Raw genomic sequence first — 19,329 nt, 5'->3', positions numbered from 1 at the left:
GCAAAAACACGAAGGATGCAGGGATCAATTTTTTCGTTCTCTGCATGTTTTTTTGGGCACAGCCTTCAATACGGTGCATAAATAGAGGAAAAGGCCAAAAAAAACACCGAAAAAGTAAAGAAATTACCGGAGGGAGAAAAAGAGATATCTCGAAATTATTAAGATTATTAAATAATTTAAGGGGGAAAGAAGATGGGGAAACTCCGATTGGCACCTCTCAAAGCGATCCTTGTGGCGGCGATCATTCTTGCCGGCAGTATCTTGCCCCTGGGGGCAGCACAGGCCGAAGGCGAAGAGAAAAGCGTTTTAAGAGTGGGTATTTTCAACGAGATGGAATCTTTAAATCCTTTAGTGGCTTATTCGACCTCTTCTTATGAATTTATGCGGCTCAATTATAACCTGCTCATCAGCTGGGACCAGAACTTAAACCCCATTCCGGAACTGGCCAAGGATTGGACCATGAGCGAAGACGGCAAAGAATGGACCTTTCATCTCCAGGAAGGAGTGAAATGGCAGGACGGCCAGCCTTTCACGTCGGCAGACGTCAAGTTTACCTTTGAATACATCCGGGATAATCAAATCGGCTACTTTTACGACTATGTATCCAAAATGACCAATATTCAGACCCCGGATGAACATACGGTGGTCATCACTTTGGAGCAGCCTTTTTCCTGGATGCCTCAGATTTGGGTGCCCATCCTGCCCAAACATATTTGGGAAAAGATCGACCCGGCTGAAGCAAGCTCTACCTTTGCCAATGACCAGCCTGTCGGCACGGGCGCTTTTCAAGTAGTGGAATATAAAAAGGGCGAATATACCAGAATGGCGGCTAATAAGGAGTATTTCAAGGGCGCCCCCCATATCGATGAAGTGATTTTTATCTTATATGGCAATGAGAGCACGGCGGCGGAAGCCTTGAAATTAGGAGAAGTGGATCTTCTCACCAAAATGTCGGCGGTACCCTATAAATCCTTAGAGGGACAGCCCAATATTCAAACACTTTATTCGGAATCCGCCGGTTTTACGGAAATGGTGATCAATCACTGGGCTGACCCCAAGTCCAAAGCGAACCCCTTGTTACGGGATAAAAATATTCGCAAAGCCATGTCATACGCCATTGACCGGAAATATTTAATTGATGCGGTGACCTCCGGTTTAGGAGAGGTAGGCACCACGCTGGTGCCGCCCATGTTTAAATTCTGGCATTATGAACCTACCGCGGAAGAGATGCACACCTTCGATTTGGAAAAGGCGAAGAAGATCCTGAACGATGCCGGCTACAAGGATGGGGACGGGGACGGCATCCGGGAATCGGCGGAGGGAAAACCCCTGGATTTCCGTTTAACCTTGAGGAGTGAGTCTGCGGAACAGCAAAAGATGGGCAGAATTATTGCGGACTGGCTAAAACAGATTGGCATCAATATCCGCATTGATGTGGTGGATTCCGGCACATTAACGGACCGGCTCTATGACAACGGTGATTTTGACATGTACATCTGGACCTATTTTATGGATGTGGATCCCACCTCCATTCTCAAAATTATGACCACGGGCCAAATCATGTCCTGGAACGATTCTTTCTATTCCAACCCCAAGTACGACGAACTTTTCGTGGAGCAAAACCGGGAAATGGATAAGAATAAACGGCAGGCCATTATCCATGAAATGCAGAAAATGATCTATGACGATTGTCCCTATATTATCCTTGCCTACGGGCCGGAACTGGAGGCCTACCGGACAGACCGCTTCGAGGGCTGGGTGCGCACCCCGGAGAACGGCACTGTGATCATGACCCACAGTATGGCCACCTATGAAAATATCAAACCGCTCGCGCAAACCCAGGAACCGGCCCAGGAAGAGACCGGTGCCGCCGGCTCCGGGAAGAGTTCATCCTGGCTGTGGATTGTAATTTTGATTATTGCCGCCGCAGGGATTGCCGTGACGATGAGGCGGAAGAAAAACCGGGAAATCTAAAAACTGAAGGGGAGCAGGGGGCAATTTTGCCCCCTGCCGCTTAAAGAGAGGTGGACACATGCTTTGGATAAGCGTAAATACCTTTTGAAAAAACTGTCCCAGTCCATCGTCACCATTTTTGTCGTGGTGGTCTTTAATTTCTTTTTGTTCCGCATTATGCCGGGGGATCCCATCCGGATATTAGTGCGGAATCCCAAAATGGCCCCGGAAGCATTAGCCCAGATCAGGCATCAGTTTGGTTTGGACCAGCCCATTCTCATGCAATTTTTCTATTATATCCGGGATTTGTTCACGGGAAATCTGGGCGACTCCTTCAATTACCGCCAGCCGGTACTGGACATTATTATGGACAGGCTGCCCGCCACCCTGGTTTTAGTAGGGCTGGCCACTTTGCTGGCCATCGTTCTGGGCATTCTGGTGGGCGTGATTTCCGCCTGGAAAAGAGGGAGCAAAATCGATGTGGTCGGTTTGGGCATGTCCTTATTTCTTTATTCCATGCCTTCCTTCTGGTTTTCCATTCTGGCCATTATGTTTTTCTGCGTCTACTTAAAAGCCTTTCCCACAGGAGGCATGAGTGCCCCCGGAGCGGTATACGCCAGCTTCTGGGAGCAGATTACGGCTTCGAGCAAATATCTTTTCCTGCCCATCTTTACCTTCGGCGTTGCTATGGTGGGGGAATATGCCATCATTATGCGCAATTCCTTAATCGAAGTGTTTACGGAAGATTATATGCTGACCGCCCGGGCGAAAGGCGTTTCCCGCCTTGATTTGCTCATGAAGCATGCCATTCCCAATGCCATGCTTCCTTTGGTGACGCTGATCGCCATCAATCTGGGCTTTATTGTGGCCGGGGCCATTCAAGTGGAAACGGTGTTTTCCTGGCCGGGGCTGGGACGGTTGATGTATACGGCTCTAATGGCCAGGGATTATCCCCTGCTCCAGGGCTTGTTTCTTTTTGTCACCACCGGTGTGATCCTGGCGAACTTCTGCGCGGATATTCTTTATACCTATCTTGATCCGCGCGTTAAATTATAGGGTGGGGGGGACAGAATCTTGTCACTGATCAATGATCAAGCTTCCAGGGCGCTTTGGAAAAAGAATCTGCACGCCTTTTGGCAGGATTACCGGCAAAATACCATGGGTGTGATCGGGTTGACGGTGCTGGCGGTTTTTGCTTTATTGGCGGTATTTGGCCCGATCCTGATTTCCTCTTCCGGAAAAGTAGCGGAACTGGATCAGCTCCTCTTGCCTCCCAGCGGGGCCCACTGGCTGGGTACCGACGATATGGGCAAGGATGTTTTTTTCGAATTGATTCAAGGGGCCCGGGTTTCCATGCTGGTGGGCGTAACGGCCACTTTAATGTCCATGCTGATCGGAGCCGTGACCGGCATTACCGCCGGCTATTACGGAAAAAGGATCGATGCGGTGTTGATGAGGATTACCGACATCTTTCTGGTCATTCCCTGGCTTCCCTTAATGCTGGTCCTGGCGGCCATGTTGGGCTCCAATATCTGGACCATTATTTTTGTCATCGGCATTACCAGCTGGGCCGGGACGGCCCGCATCATCCGGTCCCAAACCTTAAGCTGCAAAGAGCGTCCCTATGTGGAAAGGGCGCGGGCCATTGGTTCCGGGGACGTGCATATTATGACTACCCATATTTTGCCCAATGTGTTTCCTTTAATTTTTGCCAATACCGTCCTGGTGGCGGCGGTAGCTATTATTTCCGAAACCACCCTGAGCTTTTTAGGCATGGGCGACCCTACCCGGGCCAGTTGGGGCATGATGCTGCATTACGCTTTTGCCACAGGGGCCACGACCCTGGGCGCTTGGTGGTGGCTGGTGCCCCCCGGCCTCTGTGTGGTGCTGGTGGTTTTGTCCTTCACTTACGTAGGTTATGCGTTAGACGAACTTTTCAATCCCCGGCTGAGAAGGAGGTAGGGAAATGGCTGCTTTACTTGAAGTGCAAAACATCACGACCCAGTATCGCTTGAAAGACGGCTTCCTCAATCCTTGTGACCAGGTCTCTTTTACTGTGGAAAAAGGGGAAGGCATGGGTTTGGTGGGGGAGTCGGCCTGCGGCAAAAGCAGCATGGCCCTTTCCTTAATGAAGCTGCTGCCTGATAACGGCAGGATCATCAATGGGCAGGTGCTGCTGGACGGGCGGGATATCTCCCGGTTCAGTGAAGAGGAAATGAAAAAAGTGCGCTGGAAGGAGATGGCTTTGATCTTTCAGGGCGCCATGAATGCCCTGAATCCGGTGCGTACCGTGGGCGACCAAATTGTGGAGGCCATCCGCATCCATGAAAAAATTCCGGAACAGCAAGCCTGGAAGCGGGCCAAAATGCTGCTGGAAAGCGTGGAAATAGACGGCAAAAGGGTGCGCCAGTATCCCCACGAGTTCAGCGGGGGCATGCGCCAGCGCGTGATGATTGCCATGGGTATCGCCTGTAATCCCAAAATCGTCATCGGCGATGAACCCACCACCGGCCTGGATGTAATGGTAAAATCCCAGATCCTCCAGCTTTTGGAGCGGCTGCGCCGGGAAAAGGAGATGGGCATGATTTTGATTACCCACGATCTTTCCGTGGTGGTGGAAATCTGTGAAAAAGTAGCGGTGATGTATGCGGGCAAAATCATGGAATATGGTCCGACGGACATAGTTTTTGAGCATCCGGCCCATCCCTATACCCGGGCCTTGATTAACGCCTTCCCCAATATATACGGGGATCGGCAATTGACCGCATCCATTCCGGGCAGCCCGCCTAATTTATTAAATCCTCCTGCCGGGTGCCGGTTCCATCCCCGGTGCAGCTGCGCCAGGCCGGTGTGCAGCCAGGAAAAGCCGGAGCTTCTGCCCGTAGGGGGAGGCCATTACAGCGCATGTCCTCTCGTCGTCCGATAGGTGAAACTAGATAAGTGGGGGAAAGAATCATGGAAAAACTTTTGCGTGTGCGTGATTTGGAGGTCCATTTTGCGACCCGGACCAGTTTATGGAACACCCTGACGGGGAAACCGCCAAAAGCGGTGCGGGCTGTGGACGGCATCAGTTTTGACCTGGCGCCGGGAGAGATTTTAGGCCTGGCAGGCGAATCGGGCAGCGGAAAAACCACGACGGGAAAAGGGATTTTACGCCTGGTAGAGCCCACGGCAGGAAGCGTCAATTTCCTGGGCGAGGAGGTGCGGGATTTTAAGCGGGAAAGGTTAAGAAAATTTCGCCGGGATGCCCAAATTATTTTGCAGGATCCTTTTGAATCCTTAAATCCCCGCCAGACGGTTTTCCACATTGTAGCGGAGCCCCTGAAAGTGAACGGCATTACCCACCGGATCCAGGAGCAGGAAGAGATTGTGGATCAAGCCCTGGTGGATGCCGGCCTAGACGATCCCCGCATGTTTTACTACCGCTATCCCCACGAATTGAGCGGGGGGCAGCGGCAGCGGGTGGCCATTGCCAGTACCCTGGTGCTCAATCCCAAGCTGGTGGTGGCCGACGAGCCTGTGTCCATGCTGGACCTTTCCATCAGTGCCGGCGTGGTGAAGCTGATGCTCAGCCTGCGGGAAAATCGCCAAATCAGCTATCTTTTTATTACCCATGAATTATCTTTAGCCTGGCTGGTGGCAGACCGCATCGGCGTCATGTATCTGGGCAAGATGGTAGAATTGGGCACGGCGGATGAAATCATCAAATCTCCCCTGCATCCCTATACCAAAGCCCTGGTCTCGGTGATTCCCGTGCCGAAACGGAAAGTGATCCAAAACGCCAAGCTGTTGCAGGGAGAAACGCCGGATCCCATCAACATGCCGCCCGGGTGCCGGTTCCATCCCCGCTGCCCGGTGGCAAAACCCTCTTGCCGGGACATAATACCGGAATTTCGGGAAATGAGTTCCGGCCACTGGGTGGCCTGTCCTGAGGTGGAATGATGCAAGCAAAGGGGGGAAAGCAGGTGGAAAAAAAAGAGGTCTATGTGCTTTCGGTCCAGCACGGGCTGGATAGCCTCACCTGGGCGTCTTGGATTTATCTTGCGGCCGGCCTGGACGTTTTTTTTGTAGATCCGGCCCGGGGCAATGAAGAGACCTGGGCCTTGCACCGCCTGGCGGAAAGAATGCCGGTGGTTTTTCGGGATCTCACCGGTGACGCTTCTTTCCGGCAGTTGGGAGAGGAGGAAAAGCTGTTTTCCGGCAAGCAACCGGATGCACAGATGCTTCCGGAGCAGTTAAACAGCTGCTTTGGCATGCCCAAAGGGCTGGTCACGGCTCCGGCCGCCAGTCCTTCTATGTGTGTGTACGGGGCCGTTTTGGCGGTGCGCTTAGGCTATGGCTTTTTGCCGGATCATAGGTTGGCCGGATATCCGGCCCTTGCCACCGGGCAGGATTCCTCCTTCCCGGTGGTTGTGCTGGATGCCCGGGAAAAATACGCCCAGGAGAAATGGGTGAAAAACCGTCCCGTTCATTTCATCAATCATGAAAAAGAGTGTTACCGCTACCTGGAAGAAAGCGGCCAGGAGACCAATTATCTCTTAATCCTGAATTCGGCGGATTTAGGCCCGGTTCCCCAGGACGCCCTGTCTTTAAGCGAGATGTGGGTTAAAGGCTTAAGCCTGCTGGGCACGGTTTTGGCCTCCTATCGAAGGGTTGGCGTTTTCGATGTGGCCCAGGGTCACCCGGAGGGCCGGGAAACGGAAAAAAGGGTACAGCAGTTCGTACAGGAGTCCGGCTTTAAACCGGAATTTCAGGCGATCCTGGGCGGTCCCGGCGGGATCCCTTTTATCCTCCAGGAGAACAAGGAAATCGGGGCCAGCGGGGAAGAGGGCATCCGGGACCTTCACCTCCAGTTGAATCACGATCTTTTTTATGACGTGGCGGAGGGCCGGCTCTTTCAGTCCACCCCAGGGGGCTTGTCCCTGCAGCTCCTCAGCACCAAATATTATAGTGAGATGCAAAGGAACCAGGAACGGCAGGTCCTGATTGCTGCAGTGCCTCATGTGGAAACGGGGATTATTTTCGATTCGGACCGGGCCTTAATTGAGGGAAAATTAAAACCCTTGCTGGAGTCGGCCGGGCATCAGGTCACCCTTTTGACGGGAAAGGAGGCGGGCAACCGGCAGGTGGCCTCGGCTTTGGCGGGGGCGGACTTCTTTCTCTATTCCGGACACGGGGGGCCGGAAACCCTAAACACACACCAGCGCTTTTTAACCAGAGGGGATTTGTCTGATTTGCCTCCTTTAGTCGCCTATGCCTCCGCCTGTTCCACTATCAGCCCGCGCCCCAACTGGCTGTCCGTGACGGAGGGGCAGGACTGGGAGGCGATCCAGGTTCCTCCCCGCCAGGTGATCGGCTTATCTCTGGTGGAAAGAGGGGCCGTATCCTATGTGGGCGGCGCTACGGTGGAGGATTTCCAATTTACCAATGCGGTGTACAGTATTTTTATGGAATCTATACTGCTCAAAGGAATGAGTGTAGGTCAAGCCCTAAATGAGACGAGAAATTTTGCCGTGCTCTACACGGGGATTTTAAGCCAGAAGGCGCCGGAAGCATACCGGCTTTCTAAAGAAGGGCTCGCCAACATCATTCACCAGCAGATCTTGCTGGGCGATCCCGCCCTGGTCCCCTATCCGGAGGTTCAGCATCACGCCAAGATCCAGAAAAATCTTTCCGGTCAGGACCAGGAATATCGTCTTTCCCTGGACATTCCTCCGGAAAGCTGGCGCCGGGTCAGGGTACCGGTCCAGGAAAAGGAACCAACCCGGTCTTACTACCGGACCCGGACCATGGAAAATATGGTTCCGGTGGATCAGGATATCATCAGCTGGGGGGATTTCTATCCTTTGGCCTATGACAGCCAGGGCGTGGCAGAACGGGCCCTGATGTCCGGATTTCTGCATCTGACCCTGGATCTGACCCCCGGTGAAGCTCCTCTCCACTTGGAGCTTCACCGGGCGGAGGGCCGGGAAGAGTGCCTGTTCTGCACCGGGGAAAGGGTTGGCCCGGTTGACGCCACCGCATACTGGCACAATTTTGTGATACCTTTTCTGATGCTGCCCCCGGTCTCTTTTGATATGAAAAAGGGCTGGCCTTTTGTGCCGGAGGACCGGGGCGACTTTCTCCGGGTGCACTGGCTGGTGCCGGTGCTGGTGATCGATGAAATCCAGCGCCGGGCCTATCAAGGAGAGAAAATGGAGTTCAGGCTGAAAACCGGCCCTGGTAAGCCGCTCACCGGTACCGTGGTCCATGATAGCGGAGAGGCGGGAAGTTTCCTGCTCGTGCAGGCGGTGGGTCAGGAACGGGGAGAGCAGGGAAGAAATACTTTTGCCCAGGCGGTGTGTGACCGGAAGGGAGCATTTAAACTCTTTTGCGGCCCTGAGGATGTTTTTGTTACGGCAGAAGAGCAGTTTCCCTTATACGATTTATTAGGGCCCTTTCACCCGGTGAAGAGAGAATTCTTCCCGGCAGACTTTGCCCGGGCCATGGATATGCAATTAGCACGGTCAAGGACCGGCATTTTAAGAGGACGGGTGCTGGATACCCTTACGGGAGAACCGATTGAGGATGCCTTGGTGCGGGTTTGGCGGGGAAAACTGGACCCCTGCGGCTATTATGTACGGGAAGGTTGGGTGGGAGAAGAAATTGCCGACACCGAAGGCAAATTCTCCTTTTCCTTAGCGGAGGGAGAATATTTGTTGTCTGCCACGGCCTGTACGGAGAGCCGCCGGTACAAGTCCAAAGAGATCTCATTTACCGTCTGTGCGGGGGAAGAAAGGCACGAAATCTATACCCTGGACCGGGCGGCGTCAATTAAAGGAAAAATTACCTTTGCGGGCAGCTTTCCCCCGGATCTCACGATGGTGCTGAAAAGATATCCCCTCAAAGGGAAGGGGGAGACCCTGTCTTCCGCACCCGTCCGCAGAGACGGCACCTATGAATGCCTGATCGGATTTCAGGACCGGTTTTGCATTCTCATTGAAAAAGAGGGATGGCAGGGAATTAAGGATACCAACGGGGATCAAGGCTATCGATTAGCCCCGGAAGAAATCCTTTATCGGCATTATTTTTTCCGGACCAATGATGAATCCTAAGGCAGGGGAGGACCAATGATGAATCATTTTTTGCCCATGCGTTTGCTCACCAGGGAACAGATAGAAAGAATCCATGGCAAAAGTTTAAAAATCTTAGGGGAAATCGGCATTCAGGTGGATGCCCCCCAGGCAGTGGAAATTTTCGGCGCTCATGGATGCAGAATTAAGGGGAGACGGGTCTATATTCCGGAAGGCCTGGTGGAAACGGTGCGGAAAAAGAAGCAAAAAAGGCAGGTGCTTTATTCCCGTACCGGCCAAATGGTGCAGTCGGAAAAAGGAAAAACCTATGTCCATAATGCAGGTGCCGTGGCGACGATCACAGACCTGCGCACAGGAAAACAGCGGCCTGCTACTTTGCAAGACGGGGCGGATCTGATTAAATTGATGGATGCTTTAGAGCATATCCATGCCGTGACCCCCATTATATATCCTCAGGATGTGGAGCAGGGGGCGGCCTTGCTTTATGCCGTACGGGAAATCATCAAGAATACGTCCAAACCGGTCTGCGGTCCCGGGGTAAGTTCCCTGGCCGAGGCCAAATATATCCATGAAATGTTTGTTTTGCTGGCGGGAGACGAAAAAAGGCTGAGGGAAAAACCTATGTATGATCTGGGATTCTCTCCCTTGAGCCCCTTGACATTTCCCCAGGGAGACACGGAGGCTATCATTTGGGCGGCTCAAAAGGGTATTGCCATCGGCGCCCTGCCTTGTCCCATCCCCGGGATGACGGCTCCTTTGTCCATGCTGGGGGCATTAACCCAGCAGAACGCAGAAATACTGGCGGTTTTAACCCTGATCCGTTTAATAGACCCTGAGCTGCCGGTATCTTACAGTGCCCGGTTAGCCCCCGCCGACCTGCGCTATGGAAATACGGTGGGAGGTTCCCCGGAAGCAGGGATTGCCGGGGCCTGCGCCGTTCAACTGGCCGATTACTACGGAATGGACTCCAATGTTTACGGGGCAGGGACCAACGCTATTTTAGGCGACGCCCAGTTAGGCCTGGAAAAGGTCATGAACATCTTCCTCCCCGCCCTGGTAGGCAGCAATTGGCTGTCCGGAGCCGGGTCCGTGGCCGATGCGGCCAGCGTTTCTTACGAACAGCTGGTGATGGATGATGAAATTTTTGATTTTGTTTTTCACTTCTTTGGCTCCTTGCAGGATGATGAAGAAGATCTGGGTTTTTCTACCATCAAAGACGTAATGGAAGGAGCAGGAGATTTTATTGCCCATGAAAATACCCTGCGTTACCTGCACAGTAAAGAATGCTGGAACCGGCTAGAGTACAGCGGGAATGGCCGGGCCTACGCCGGGTGGTGGGAAAACGGGGCAAAAAGTTATCTCGACGTGATCAGGGAAAAGGTGGACCGGATTCTTCAGGAGCACCGGGTGACTGCTATGGACGCTGCTGTGGAGAAGGAATTATCCTGTTTGGTACGGAGTGGGGAAAAGGAATTAAAGAAGTAACCGGATTTGGCTGAAACATGAGCATGACTCTCTGGGGTTCTGATCAACCCGGGGCGGAAAAGGAAAGGAGAAGGAAAGTGGCGGCTCTGGCATATCAATGGGATCGGGAGGAATATCCCCTATTTCGCAATTTTACCCTTTATTCTGAAATTCCTGCAGCCTTACAAGAATTGCAGGCAAAGAACCCCGGCCTGATGAAAATCGACGTCATCGGCCGGTCCGCGGAAGGACGGGAATTATATCTGGCGACGGTAACCAATGCCCAGGGCATGGGGCAGCTGGAAAAATACCGGCACTTCATGGCCCGGGCGGTTGAGGACCCGGACCAAGCTCTGGCGCTTCTGAGAGAGGATGGGGACCTCAGGGTGCCTGTTTTTATCAATGCCAGTCTGCATGGCAATGAAATTACCGGGACAGACGGGGCCTTAATGCTGATCGAGAAGCTGCTTACGGAAGGGGAGGACCCGGAGGTAGCGGAGGTATTGGCCCGGACGGTGGTCCTGGTCAATGTGTGTGCCAATCCGGACGGGCGGGTGAGAGGAATCGCCGGGAACAACGGCATTGATCTGAACCGGGATTATCTCACCCAGAGCCAGCCGGAGGTGCAGGCAGTGGTGCAGCAGGTGGCGACCCGGTGGTTTCCTTCGGTGATGGTGGATTTGCACGGGTATTTTGGTGAAGGCAATGTCACCATTGATGCCTGCACCATTCCCCATAATCCCAATTATGAATATGATCTGGTGGGGGCCCCCGGCATCGAGGAAGCCCGGGCCATGGCCGGGGAAATCGGGGCGGGGCTGGGTTTGGCAGTGGATATTCCGGCGCTTAAAATGAAGGAAGGCTGGGATGACTACGGTCCTGTTTTTACGCCCCAGTATTTTATGTATTTGGGGGCCATGAGCCATACGGTAGAAGTAAAGCATCCCAATCAGGAGGGCATCCGCACCGCCATGCTGGCGGCCTGGGGGGCCCTGAAATATGCGGCAAAACACCGGGAGGAAATCTTGCACCGGCAAATAGAGGTGTACCGCCGGGGGATCCGGGGTGAAACAGGAGAAAATAAGGGGCTTTTTCCTTTTGCCTATCTTATTCCTGTGGACAGGAAACTGCAAAGGGATCCTCTGGAAGCAAGCAAAATGGTGAATCATCTTGTGCAGAACGGCATCCAGGTAAAAAAAGGGTTGGCCTCCTTTGAGGCAGAAGGGGTGATTTATCCCCCGGGCACTTACGTGGTGCCCATGCGCCAGGGGTTGAGGGGATTGGCCAATACCATGCTCTGGCCCGGGGAAGATTTGAGTCAGCGCGTGAAGGCCATGTATGATGTCTCTGTGTACTCTTTCCCCCACATGTGTGGTTTTGACGCCCGGCCTGTGGGCGAGGAATTTTCTGCTGCCCTGGAGCCGGTCCGTTCGGCTTCCCGGCTGAAAGGAGTCTTTGAACGGGGGGCGGGCCAGGTCTATGCCTTTCCGGCGGAGAATAATGATGCCGTAAAGGTGGCTAACCTTTTGTTAAAAGAAGGTTTTTCCGTGTGCCGGACTGCCCAAGGCTTCCGGGACTTTTTGCCGGGGACCTTTTTGGTCCAGGGAGGAGAGGATCTTCCGGCCCGGCTGACGGCGTTAACGGAAGAGTATTATGTGCACATTACCGGCGTAGGGGCTGTAGGAGTGGCTGCCTTACCGATCCGACTAAGAAAAGTGGCCGTGGTGGGGGACAATTTCGGCGCCTATCAGGCCATGAAAGAAATGGGTTTTGATGTGAGCTTTGTTCAGTATATTCATCTGAACAGAGGGTATGATTTGACGGCACACGGCTTTGAAGCGCTGATCCTGGCCGGAACGGAAACCGGGATTTGGCGGGATCCTTTTGCGGATTGGCTGGGCGTGGGTTATGGGGTGCACTTTGCTTTGGTGGAGAGAGGCCGGCAGCAACTGCGGAATTTCCTCCAGGCCGGGCATGATTTTATTGGCATCGGTTATGCCGGGGCCAAACTGAATGAAGAGGCCCAGTTACTTCCCGCAGAGTTTTCTTTTACGGCCGACGCTACTACCGGTTTTATGCCGGAGAATGTTCAGGCCGCCCAATCCGCCGAGAATGGATTATGCCTGATCGATGCGGATCCTCAGGATCTTTTGACCTATTCCTTTGGCCGGGCAGAAAGGGTGTATGCTTTTGGCCCTGTTTGGTTCAGCAAGGTTCCTGCGGAGGCAAAGATTGCCGCCCATTTTAGCCCGGGCAATTTTTATCAAAAAGGCTTTTGGTTAAATCCGGCCCAGGCGGCAGGCCAACCGGTGGTGATCTATGGCAGTAAAGAAGGAAGGAAAACCGTATTGATGGGCATCGACCCTACCTTTCGCTGTTATACGCCTGCTACTTACCGTTTGCTTGCCAACGCCCTTTATTATTTGGGTCTTTAGCTCTATGCCCTTTCCAAAGCCCCTAAAAAATGCTAGAATGAGGAAAAATGTTTGTGGGGTTGGAGCGTGAGAATGATGGATTTGATGACCTTTTTCCGGCAAGAAAAAGCGGTCTTATTTGATGGCGCCATGGGAACCCAACTGGCCAGGTACGGGCTGGAACTGAGCGGGGGTTTAAACAACCTGACCCACCCGGAGACAGTCCTGAAAGTGCACCGGGATTATGTCCAAAGCGGGGCCCAGGTTTTAATCGCCAATACCTTTACCATGAATCCTATTTATATGAAGACCCATGATCTGGACATTGATTTTAAGAAAGTGAACCGGACAGGGGTGCAATTAGCGAAGCAGGCGGCGGGAGACCGTCTCTTTGTGCTGGGGGATATGGGGCCCACCGGACAGCTGATGGAGCCCTTAGGTCAGTTTACGGAACAAGAAATGATCGATAACTATCGGGCGCAAGCGGAGGTATTGGCGGAAGCAGGAGCAGACGGGTTTATTATTGAAACCATGATGGAGTTAAAAGAAGCTTTATGTGCCCTTCAGGCCTGTAAGGAAGTATCTCCTCTACCTGTCATCGTCTCTTTTACCCTTTCCACTAAATCCGGGGGAGGACGGACCATCATGGGTCAGAGCCTGGCCCAATGCGCCGCTGCGGTTGCGGACCAAGGCGGGGATGTGATCGGCACCAACTGCGGGGATCTGGAGCCGGAAGAAATTGCCGGGATCATCGGCGCACTGCGGGAAAAAACGCTTTTGCCCATTCTTGCCCAGCCTAATGCGGGCAAACCGAAGCTGGTAAAAGGGCAGACGGTTTATCAAATGGCGCCGGAAGTGTTTGCCCAAGGGGTGCTGAAGTGTTTCCAGGCAGGAGCATCCCTGGTGGGCGGGTGCTGCGGGACCACGCCGGAGCATATCGCAGCGGTTGCCCAAGGATTGAAAGTGAACCGTTAGACAAAAACAAAAGAAGAAGGAACGTATCAATGAGGGAGGGACAGTCTATCTGTCCCTCCGTGCCTCATCAGCTTCCTAACTGCATTCTCACTTGCTGAACCTGGGAGTCGTCCGCCATCGTGGCCGGCTGATAAAAACCTTTGCTCTGAGCAAGTTTAAAAAGCTCATATTGAGAGGTTTCACAATTGTTTCTGATCTGCTGGATCGCGGATCTGAGATTGGGATTGGCACATTCTGAGATCACCTGGGCATAGGTGGCTAAGCTGCTTTTCACCATGGACAGGGCGTCGCTAACCATTACTTTCTCTTGCATGTTCTCCCTCCTAGTTTAGAAATGACAGCAATTGCTGTTTCGTTTTTTGGGCATCCTGGGCAGACTTTTCAAAATAGGCCTTTACCTGGGGATCATTCGACTGCTGGGCATAGGTCTGCATTTTTTGATAAGCCGTTTCATGGGCGCCAATGAGATGCCTGAGACTTTGCAGTTCCATTTGGTTTAATTGCGACATACCGGATACTCCTTTCATCTTTTTACGATCCTTCGTATTTTTGATTTGCCTGAATTTATGCCAAAGGATGGATTAGTTATTTTTTCGTATAGGCCAGTAAGATTACTTCTTTGCCGCCGTGCTGCTGGCTCACCGCTTTTTCCGCTTCTTGCACTTTTGTCAATTCGCCGGAGTTAAGGGCGGCAAACTCCATTTCGTCACGTCTCATCTGCATCACCTCCCTTTCGAAAGAATAACCATTGATATCTTTTCGCGGATTTAGAAAAATATGTAAGGAAGATAAATCCAATCCTTTAAATAGCGGATTAAGTTTTGGAGGAATAATGCTTACAAAAGGAAACATAAAACTAATTAAATATGTATCTTATATATTGCTTCAAAGTGTGGTTTATGGCTTTGGGAATCCCTTAACAAAGGTAGCCTATCAAAGCATTACTCCGTTTTGGCTGCTTACCTTTCGATTTTCTATGGCACTCTTTATCTTCTTTATTTTTTTCGGGAAAAGGATAGCCTGCCAATTGAGAACAGTTAAGTTGTCGCAGTATCTTCCGGCAAGCTTGTGTATGGCCCTTGCCTATATAACTTGTAATTTAGCATTGAATTGGACATCTGCTACCAACGTTGGATTTTTAATGTCATTGCCGGTCATTTTTGCACCGATGCTTGCTGTAGTTATTCTTCATCAGAAATATAATTTTAGGTATTTGCCTTTGCAAATAATTGTAACAGTTGGCTTGTATTTACTTTGCTGTAATGATAGTCGATTTGCATTAAATAAAGGCGATTTTTGTGCCCTCATCACAGCAATAGCATTATCGGGCGCATTGGTGTTTGGCAAAAAATCGTTAGAATCGATTGACACAGTTACGATTTCAGCCACGCAGGCAGGTGTTACAGCATTTATAAGCCTTATTTGTGCATTGGTGTTTGATGATTTTAGTGTTGTGCCAAATATTGCACCAGTAGCTTGGGCGGTAGTTGTTTATTTAGCATTGACATGTACTTGCATGGCTTATATATTACAAAATTCTGCATTGGTACACCTTTCGCCTAGTACAGTTTCAATGCTTCAATGCACGCAACCGATCTTGACTGCAGTATGTTCATTCATTATTCTAAGAGAAACATTGAGTTTTCGAGGCATATTGGGAGGGTTTATCATCATCGGTTCTATCTTGGTTGCGAACTTGATGGAAACGAAAGAAAAAACGGATTAAACCACAAAAAGCAGTCTCTTCATTTGAATTGGCGGGAGTATCGGGGAAGTTTCCCACAATAAAAGTTAAATGGCTGAAGTCAAAAATCGCTTGACATAGGGAGTGCCCTTTTGTATACTAGAATTTAATTATAATGAAAACTAGACCAAAAACGATGACGCAGACATGTTTTAAGTTTTGGGCGGATACAGAGAGCCGGAGGTGCTGGGAACCGGTTCCGGCCAGCTTAGAGGCCTCACTGCAGAGTTGCTTCGTCAAAAAGGTTTGCCTGAGTAGACAGGAGCCGGGATGAACCCGTTATCTTTGCGCTGGAATCAAACAGTACAGCAAGTGGTTGCACCCTTTGTGTGCAACAAGCAGGGTGGTACCGCGGAATAATCCTTTCGTCCCTGACAATCAGCTATCTCCGGTTGTCAACGAAGGGTTTTTTTATTTTACTTTCAGAATTTATAATTATAAAAGGTTGAAAGTATAAGTACAACTAAGGCTTCCACCGCCGCCAGAGGCTTGGCGCAAGCCAAGTTTTCTAATCTCATCACGATAAGATTTAAAGATTAAAATAAATTTTGGGGAGGAAAAACAGATGGGACTTATCATTTACTTGGACGGACAATATGTAGAGGAAGAACAGGCAAAGGTATCGGTTTTTGATCATGGCTTGCTCTATGGGGACGGGGTTTTTGAGGGAATCCGGGCGTACAACGGCGTGGTTTTTAAATTAAAAGAGCACCTGAAACGGCTCTACCAGGGCGCCCATACCATGGGCTTGAAAATCAACGAGACTCCTGAAGAAATGGCGCAGGTGGTCACGGAGACCTGCCGGCGCAATGATCTTACCGACGCATACATCCGTTTGGTCGTAACCCGGGGGAAGGGGGATCTAGGTTTAGACCCCAGGAAATGTGCCAAGACTACCACATTCTGTATCTCAGCGACCATTAAACTGTACCCCGAGGAGCTCTATCAAACCGGTTTAGAATTAATTACCGTGGCGACCCGGAGAAATATTGCCGAAGCATGCAATCCCAGAGTAAAATCTCTTAATTATTTAAATAATATTTATGCCAAGATGGAAGCCAATCTGGCCGGCGTGCCGGAGGCCGTACTGCTCAATAATGAGGGATATGTGGCGGAAGCAACGGGTGATAACATATTTTTTGTCCGGGATGGTGTCCTGTATACACCGCCTATTTCCGCAGGTCTGCTGGAGGGCGTGACCCGGAACTGCGTGATCGATCTGGCTAAGAAACGGGGCATTGAAGTGCGGGAAGTGCTGTTTACCCGGATGGATTTATATACCGCCGACGAATGCTTCCTCACCGGTACCGCGGCGGAAGCTATTCCCGCCGTTAAATATGACGGCCGGATGATTGGAACCGGCCAGCCCGGGGAAATTACCAAAATGTTAATTCAGGATTATCGTGATTACGTGAGAAATGCCGGAGACGGAGAGAAGATTTGAGGTGAGAACAATGAAAAGTGATCAAGCGAAGCAAGGATTGGAAAAGGCTCCGCACAGATCTCTCCTAAGGGCCTTGGGCTTAACCAAAGAGGAAATCGACCGGCCCCTGATCGGAGTGGTGAATTCTTTTAATGAAATCGTTCCCGGCCATATGCATTTACGCAACATTGCCGAAGCCGTGAAGGCGGGCGTAAGAATCGCCGGAGGCACACCTATCGAGTTTCCCGCCATTGGGATCTGTGACGGCATAGCTATGGGCCACCAGGGCATGAAATATTCTCTCGCCAGCCGGGAGCTCATTGCGGACTCTGTGGAAGTGATGGCCTTGGCCCATGCCTTTGATGCCTTAGTGTTTATTCCCAACTGTGATAAGATTGTGCCGGGTATGCTGATGGCCGCAGCCCGTTTGGATCTTCCCGCCGTCTTTGTGAGCGGGGGTCCCATGATGACAGGCCGCTATCAGGGGAAAGAACTGGATCTCAATTCTGTCTTTGAAGCGGTAGGCGCCGTAAGCGCGGGAAAAATGACCCTGGATGAGCTGGAAGAGATTGAGAATCATGCCTGTCCGGGATGCGGGTCCTGCTCCGGCATGTTTACCGCCAACTCCATGAATTGCCTGACGGAAGTGCTGGGCATGGGGCTGCCCGGCAACGGCACCATTCCGGCGATTCATTCGGGGCGGATTCGCCTGGCCAAACAGGCTGGGATGAAAATCATGGACCTGCTCGAAAAGGATATCCGGCCCTTGAAAATTATGACAGAAAAGGCATTTCGCAATGCGCTCACGGTGGATATGGCTTTAGGATGCTCTACCAATACGGTGCTGCACCTGCCTGCCATTGCCTACGAGGCCGGCGTACAGATTAATCTGGATCTGGTTAATGAGATCGGCGAGGGGACGCCCCATTTGTGTAAACTGGCTCCTGCGGGACATCATCACATCCATGAGCTCGACGAGGCGGGAGGATTGCCGGCCGTGATGGCGGAACTAAATACGCTCGGTTTGATTGCTGCGGATGTGATCACGGTGACAGGAAAAACAGTGGGGGAAAATATTGCCGGAAGAAAAATCTTGAATGCCGATGTGATTCGCAGCGTGAAAGATCCTTATAGTGCCAAAGGAGGCTTAGCTATCCTGAGAGGCAATCTGGCTCCCGACGGGGCTGTAGTGAAAAAAGCCGCCGTAGCGCCCCAAATGATGAAGCACAGCGGGCCGGCCCGGGTATTTAACAGTGAAGAGGAAGCGTCGGCAGCCATTTTTGGAGGCAAAATTGTTCCCGGAGATGTGATTGTGATCCGCTATGAAGGGCCCAAAGGGGGCCCGGGCATGAGAGAAATGCTCACCCCCACCTCTGCGGTACAGGGAATGGGCCTGGGAGAATCTGTGGCCTTGATTACGGACGGGCGTTTTTCCGGCGCCACCAGAGGCGCTTCTATCGGTCATGTCTCACCGGAGGCGGCCGAGGGCGGCCTGATCGGATTGCTGGAAGAAGGGGACCGGATCAGCATCAATATCCTGGAAGGAAGGCTGGACGTAGCCTTGGATGAAAAAGAAATAGAACGGCGCAGAGCTTCCTGGGTAAAACCGGAACCGAAAATTACCCGGGGATATTTGGCCAAGTATGCGCAAAGGGTGACCTCTGCCGCGACAGGAGCGGTGGTAGTAAAATAAACGTCCTTTTGTCCAAATTGTTGTCGTGATACCGAATCAACCATGCCGGGGCAGAATGTCCCGGCATACACATAAACTTTGGAGGTATGATCATGCGACATGTGCTATCTGTGATGGTAGAAAACCGTGCCGGGGTATTGGCCCGGGTTGCCGGAATGTTTAGCCGCCGGGGGTACAATATTGAAAGCCTGGCTGTGGGCACGACAGAAAATCCTAAAATATCCCGCATGACCATTGTAGTGGAAGGCGACGATCATGTGATTGAGCAGGTCACCAAGCAGCTGCATAAACTGATCGAAGTGATTAAGGTGAGTGATATCACCGACGAAGAATATGTGGACCGGGAATTGGTTTTAATCAAAGTGCACGCGGAACCGGTTCAACGCAGTGAAGTGATGCAGATCGTCGATATTTTTCGAGCCCGGATTGTCGATATCGGGTATAAGTCGTTAATCATTGAAGCCACCGGCGACCAGGGCAAAATTGCCGCCATTGAAGCATCCTTAAAGCCTTTCGGCATCCGGGAAGTAGTCAGGTGCGGCAAAATTGCCATGGTCCGGGGCTCAAAAGCAAAATTAGACTAAGGAGGA

16 protein-coding genes and 1 other annotated feature are annotated in these 19,329 nt (G+C 51.6%); of the genes, 13 read left to right on the top strand and 3 right to left on the bottom strand.

What is annotated here, in order from left to right; translation table 11 throughout:
* Positions 1–192 precede the first annotated feature (192 nt).
* From DCMF_RS11310 to DCMF_RS11270, 9 genes are all read left to right on the top strand, one after another.
* Positions 193–1,974: an ABC transporter substrate-binding protein gene (locus DCMF_RS11310; RefSeq protein ID WP_148134529.1), complete on the top strand. Its 1,782-nt coding sequence runs from the start codon at positions 193–195 to the stop codon at positions 1,972–1,974.
* A 63-nt stretch (positions 1,975–2,037) separates the two neighbouring features.
* Positions 2,038–3,009 (top strand): ABC transporter permease, encoded by a 972-nt coding sequence (locus DCMF_RS11305; protein WP_148134528.1) that lies wholly within the window; start codon positions 2,038–2,040, stop codon positions 3,007–3,009.
* A gap of 18 nt (positions 3,010–3,027) precedes the next feature.
* Positions 3,028–3,915: an ABC transporter permease gene (locus tag DCMF_RS11300; RefSeq protein WP_214659275.1), complete on the top strand. Its 888-nt coding sequence runs from the start codon at positions 3,028–3,030 to the stop codon at positions 3,913–3,915.
* Positions 3,916–3,919: 4 nt separating this feature from the next.
* Entirely contained in the window at positions 3,920–4,879 is a 960-nt protein-coding gene (locus tag DCMF_RS11295; protein WP_148134527.1) for an ABC transporter ATP-binding protein, read from the top strand.
* A gap of 29 nt (positions 4,880–4,908) precedes the next feature.
* On the top strand, positions 4,909–5,895 hold the full coding sequence (locus DCMF_RS11290; RefSeq protein ID WP_148134526.1) for an ABC transporter ATP-binding protein: 987 nt from the start codon (positions 4,909–4,911) through the stop codon (positions 5,893–5,895).
* Between the two features lie 23 nt (positions 5,896–5,918).
* Positions 5,919–9,047 carry a C25 family cysteine peptidase gene (locus tag DCMF_RS11285; protein WP_214659274.1) on the top strand — a complete coding sequence of 1,043 codons (3,129 nt, stop codon included), beginning with the start codon at positions 5,919–5,921 and terminating at the stop codon, positions 9,045–9,047.
* Between the two features lie 15 nt (positions 9,048–9,062).
* Complete coding sequence (locus tag DCMF_RS11280; protein WP_148134524.1) at positions 9,063–10,511, top strand: trimethylamine methyltransferase family protein; 1,449 nt, start codon at positions 9,063–9,065, stop codon at positions 10,509–10,511.
* Positions 10,512–10,588: 77 nt separating this feature from the next.
* Complete coding sequence (locus DCMF_RS11275; protein WP_214659273.1) at positions 10,589–12,925, top strand: M14 family zinc carboxypeptidase; 2,337 nt, start codon at positions 10,589–10,591, stop codon at positions 12,923–12,925.
* Positions 12,926–12,997: 72 nt separating this feature from the next.
* Positions 12,998–13,879: a homocysteine S-methyltransferase family protein gene (locus DCMF_RS11270; RefSeq protein WP_148134522.1), complete on the top strand. Its 882-nt coding sequence runs from the start codon at positions 12,998–13,000 to the stop codon at positions 13,877–13,879.
* 67 nt (positions 13,880–13,946) lie between these two features.
* On the opposite strand, the gene DCMF_RS11265 is transcribed toward DCMF_RS11270, so the two are convergent.
* From DCMF_RS11265 to DCMF_RS30080, 3 genes are all read right to left on the bottom strand, one after another.
* Positions 13,947–14,192 carry a spore coat protein gene (locus DCMF_RS11265; protein ID WP_148134521.1) on the bottom strand — a complete coding sequence of 82 codons (246 nt, stop codon included), beginning with the start codon at positions 14,190–14,192 and terminating at the stop codon, positions 13,947–13,949.
* Between the two features lie 10 nt (positions 14,193–14,202).
* Positions 14,203–14,388, bottom strand: a complete 186-nt coding sequence (locus tag DCMF_RS11260; protein WP_148134520.1) for a hypothetical protein — start codon at positions 14,386–14,388, stop codon at positions 14,203–14,205.
* Positions 14,389–14,464: 76 nt separating this feature from the next.
* Complete coding sequence (locus DCMF_RS30080; protein ID WP_257790956.1) at positions 14,465–14,596, bottom strand: hypothetical protein; 132 nt, start codon at positions 14,594–14,596, stop codon at positions 14,465–14,467.
* A 115-nt stretch (positions 14,597–14,711) separates the two neighbouring features.
* On the opposite strand from DCMF_RS30080, the gene DCMF_RS11255 reads away from it, so the two are divergent.
* The 4 genes from DCMF_RS11255 to ilvN all read left to right on the top strand — a co-directional run bounded on the left by DCMF_RS11255 (position 14,712) and on the right by ilvN (position 19,323).
* Positions 14,712–15,605: a DMT family transporter gene (locus DCMF_RS11255; protein ID WP_148134519.1), complete on the top strand. Its 894-nt coding sequence runs from the start codon at positions 14,712–14,714 to the stop codon at positions 15,603–15,605.
* Between the two features lie 145 nt (positions 15,606–15,750).
* Positions 15,751–15,999: a binding site (T-box leader), on the top strand.
* A gap of 189 nt (positions 16,000–16,188) precedes the next feature.
* Positions 16,189–17,067, top strand: coding sequence for a branched-chain-amino-acid transaminase (gene ilvE / locus DCMF_RS11250; protein ID WP_148134518.1), 879 nt, complete (start codon positions 16,189–16,191; stop codon positions 17,065–17,067).
* Positions 17,068–17,077: 10 nt separating this feature from the next.
* Complete coding sequence (gene ilvD / locus DCMF_RS11245; RefSeq protein ID WP_148134517.1) at positions 17,078–18,739, top strand: dihydroxy-acid dehydratase; 1,662 nt, start codon at positions 17,078–17,080, stop codon at positions 18,737–18,739.
* Positions 18,740–18,831: 92 nt separating this feature from the next.
* Entirely contained in the window at positions 18,832–19,323 is a 492-nt protein-coding gene (gene ilvN, locus DCMF_RS11240; protein WP_148134516.1) for an acetolactate synthase small subunit, read from the top strand.
* Positions 19,324–19,329: the final 6 nt, after the last annotated feature.

The organism is Candidatus Formimonas warabiya (assembly GCF_002777255.1).
GTDB lineage: Bacteria > Bacillota > Dehalobacteriia > Dehalobacteriales > Dehalobacteriaceae > Formimonas > Formimonas warabiya.
This window is presented reverse-complemented; position numbering and strand designations above follow the sequence as displayed.

Bases quoted from the DNA above. Each gene is read 5' to 3' on its own strand.
- DCMF_RS11310 (WP_148134529.1), top strand. From the start codon at position 193: ATGGGGAAACTCCGATTGGCACCTCTCAAAGCGATCCTTGTGGCGGCG.
- DCMF_RS11295 (WP_148134527.1), top strand. From the start codon at position 3,920: ATGGCTGCTTTACTTGAAGTGCAAAACATCACGACCCAGTATCGCTTG.
- DCMF_RS11290 (WP_148134526.1), top strand. From the start codon at position 4,909: ATGGAAAAACTTTTGCGTGTGCGTGATTTGGAGGTCCATTTTGCGACC.
- DCMF_RS11280 (WP_148134524.1), top strand. From the start codon at position 9,063: ATGATGAATCATTTTTTGCCCATGCGTTTGCTCACCAGGGAACAGATA.
- DCMF_RS11270 (WP_148134522.1), top strand. From the start codon at position 12,998: ATGATGGATTTGATGACCTTTTTCCGGCAAGAAAAAGCGGTCTTATTT.
- DCMF_RS11265 (WP_148134521.1), bottom strand. From the start codon at position 14,192: ATGCAAGAGAAAGTAATGGTTAGCGACGCCCTGTCCATGGTGAAAAGC.
- DCMF_RS11260 (WP_148134520.1), bottom strand. From the start codon at position 14,388: ATGTCGCAATTAAACCAAATGGAACTGCAAAGTCTCAGGCATCTCATT.
- DCMF_RS30080 (WP_257790956.1), bottom strand. From the start codon at position 14,596: ATGAGACGTGACGAAATGGAGTTTGCCGCCCTTAACTCCGGCGAATTG.
- DCMF_RS11255 (WP_148134519.1), top strand. From the start codon at position 14,712: ATGCTTACAAAAGGAAACATAAAACTAATTAAATATGTATCTTATATA.
- ilvE (WP_148134518.1), top strand. From the start codon at position 16,189: ATGGGACTTATCATTTACTTGGACGGACAATATGTAGAGGAAGAACAG.
- ilvD (WP_148134517.1), top strand. From the start codon at position 17,078: ATGAAAAGTGATCAAGCGAAGCAAGGATTGGAAAAGGCTCCGCACAGA.
- ilvN (WP_148134516.1), top strand. From the start codon at position 18,832: ATGCGACATGTGCTATCTGTGATGGTAGAAAACCGTGCCGGGGTATTG.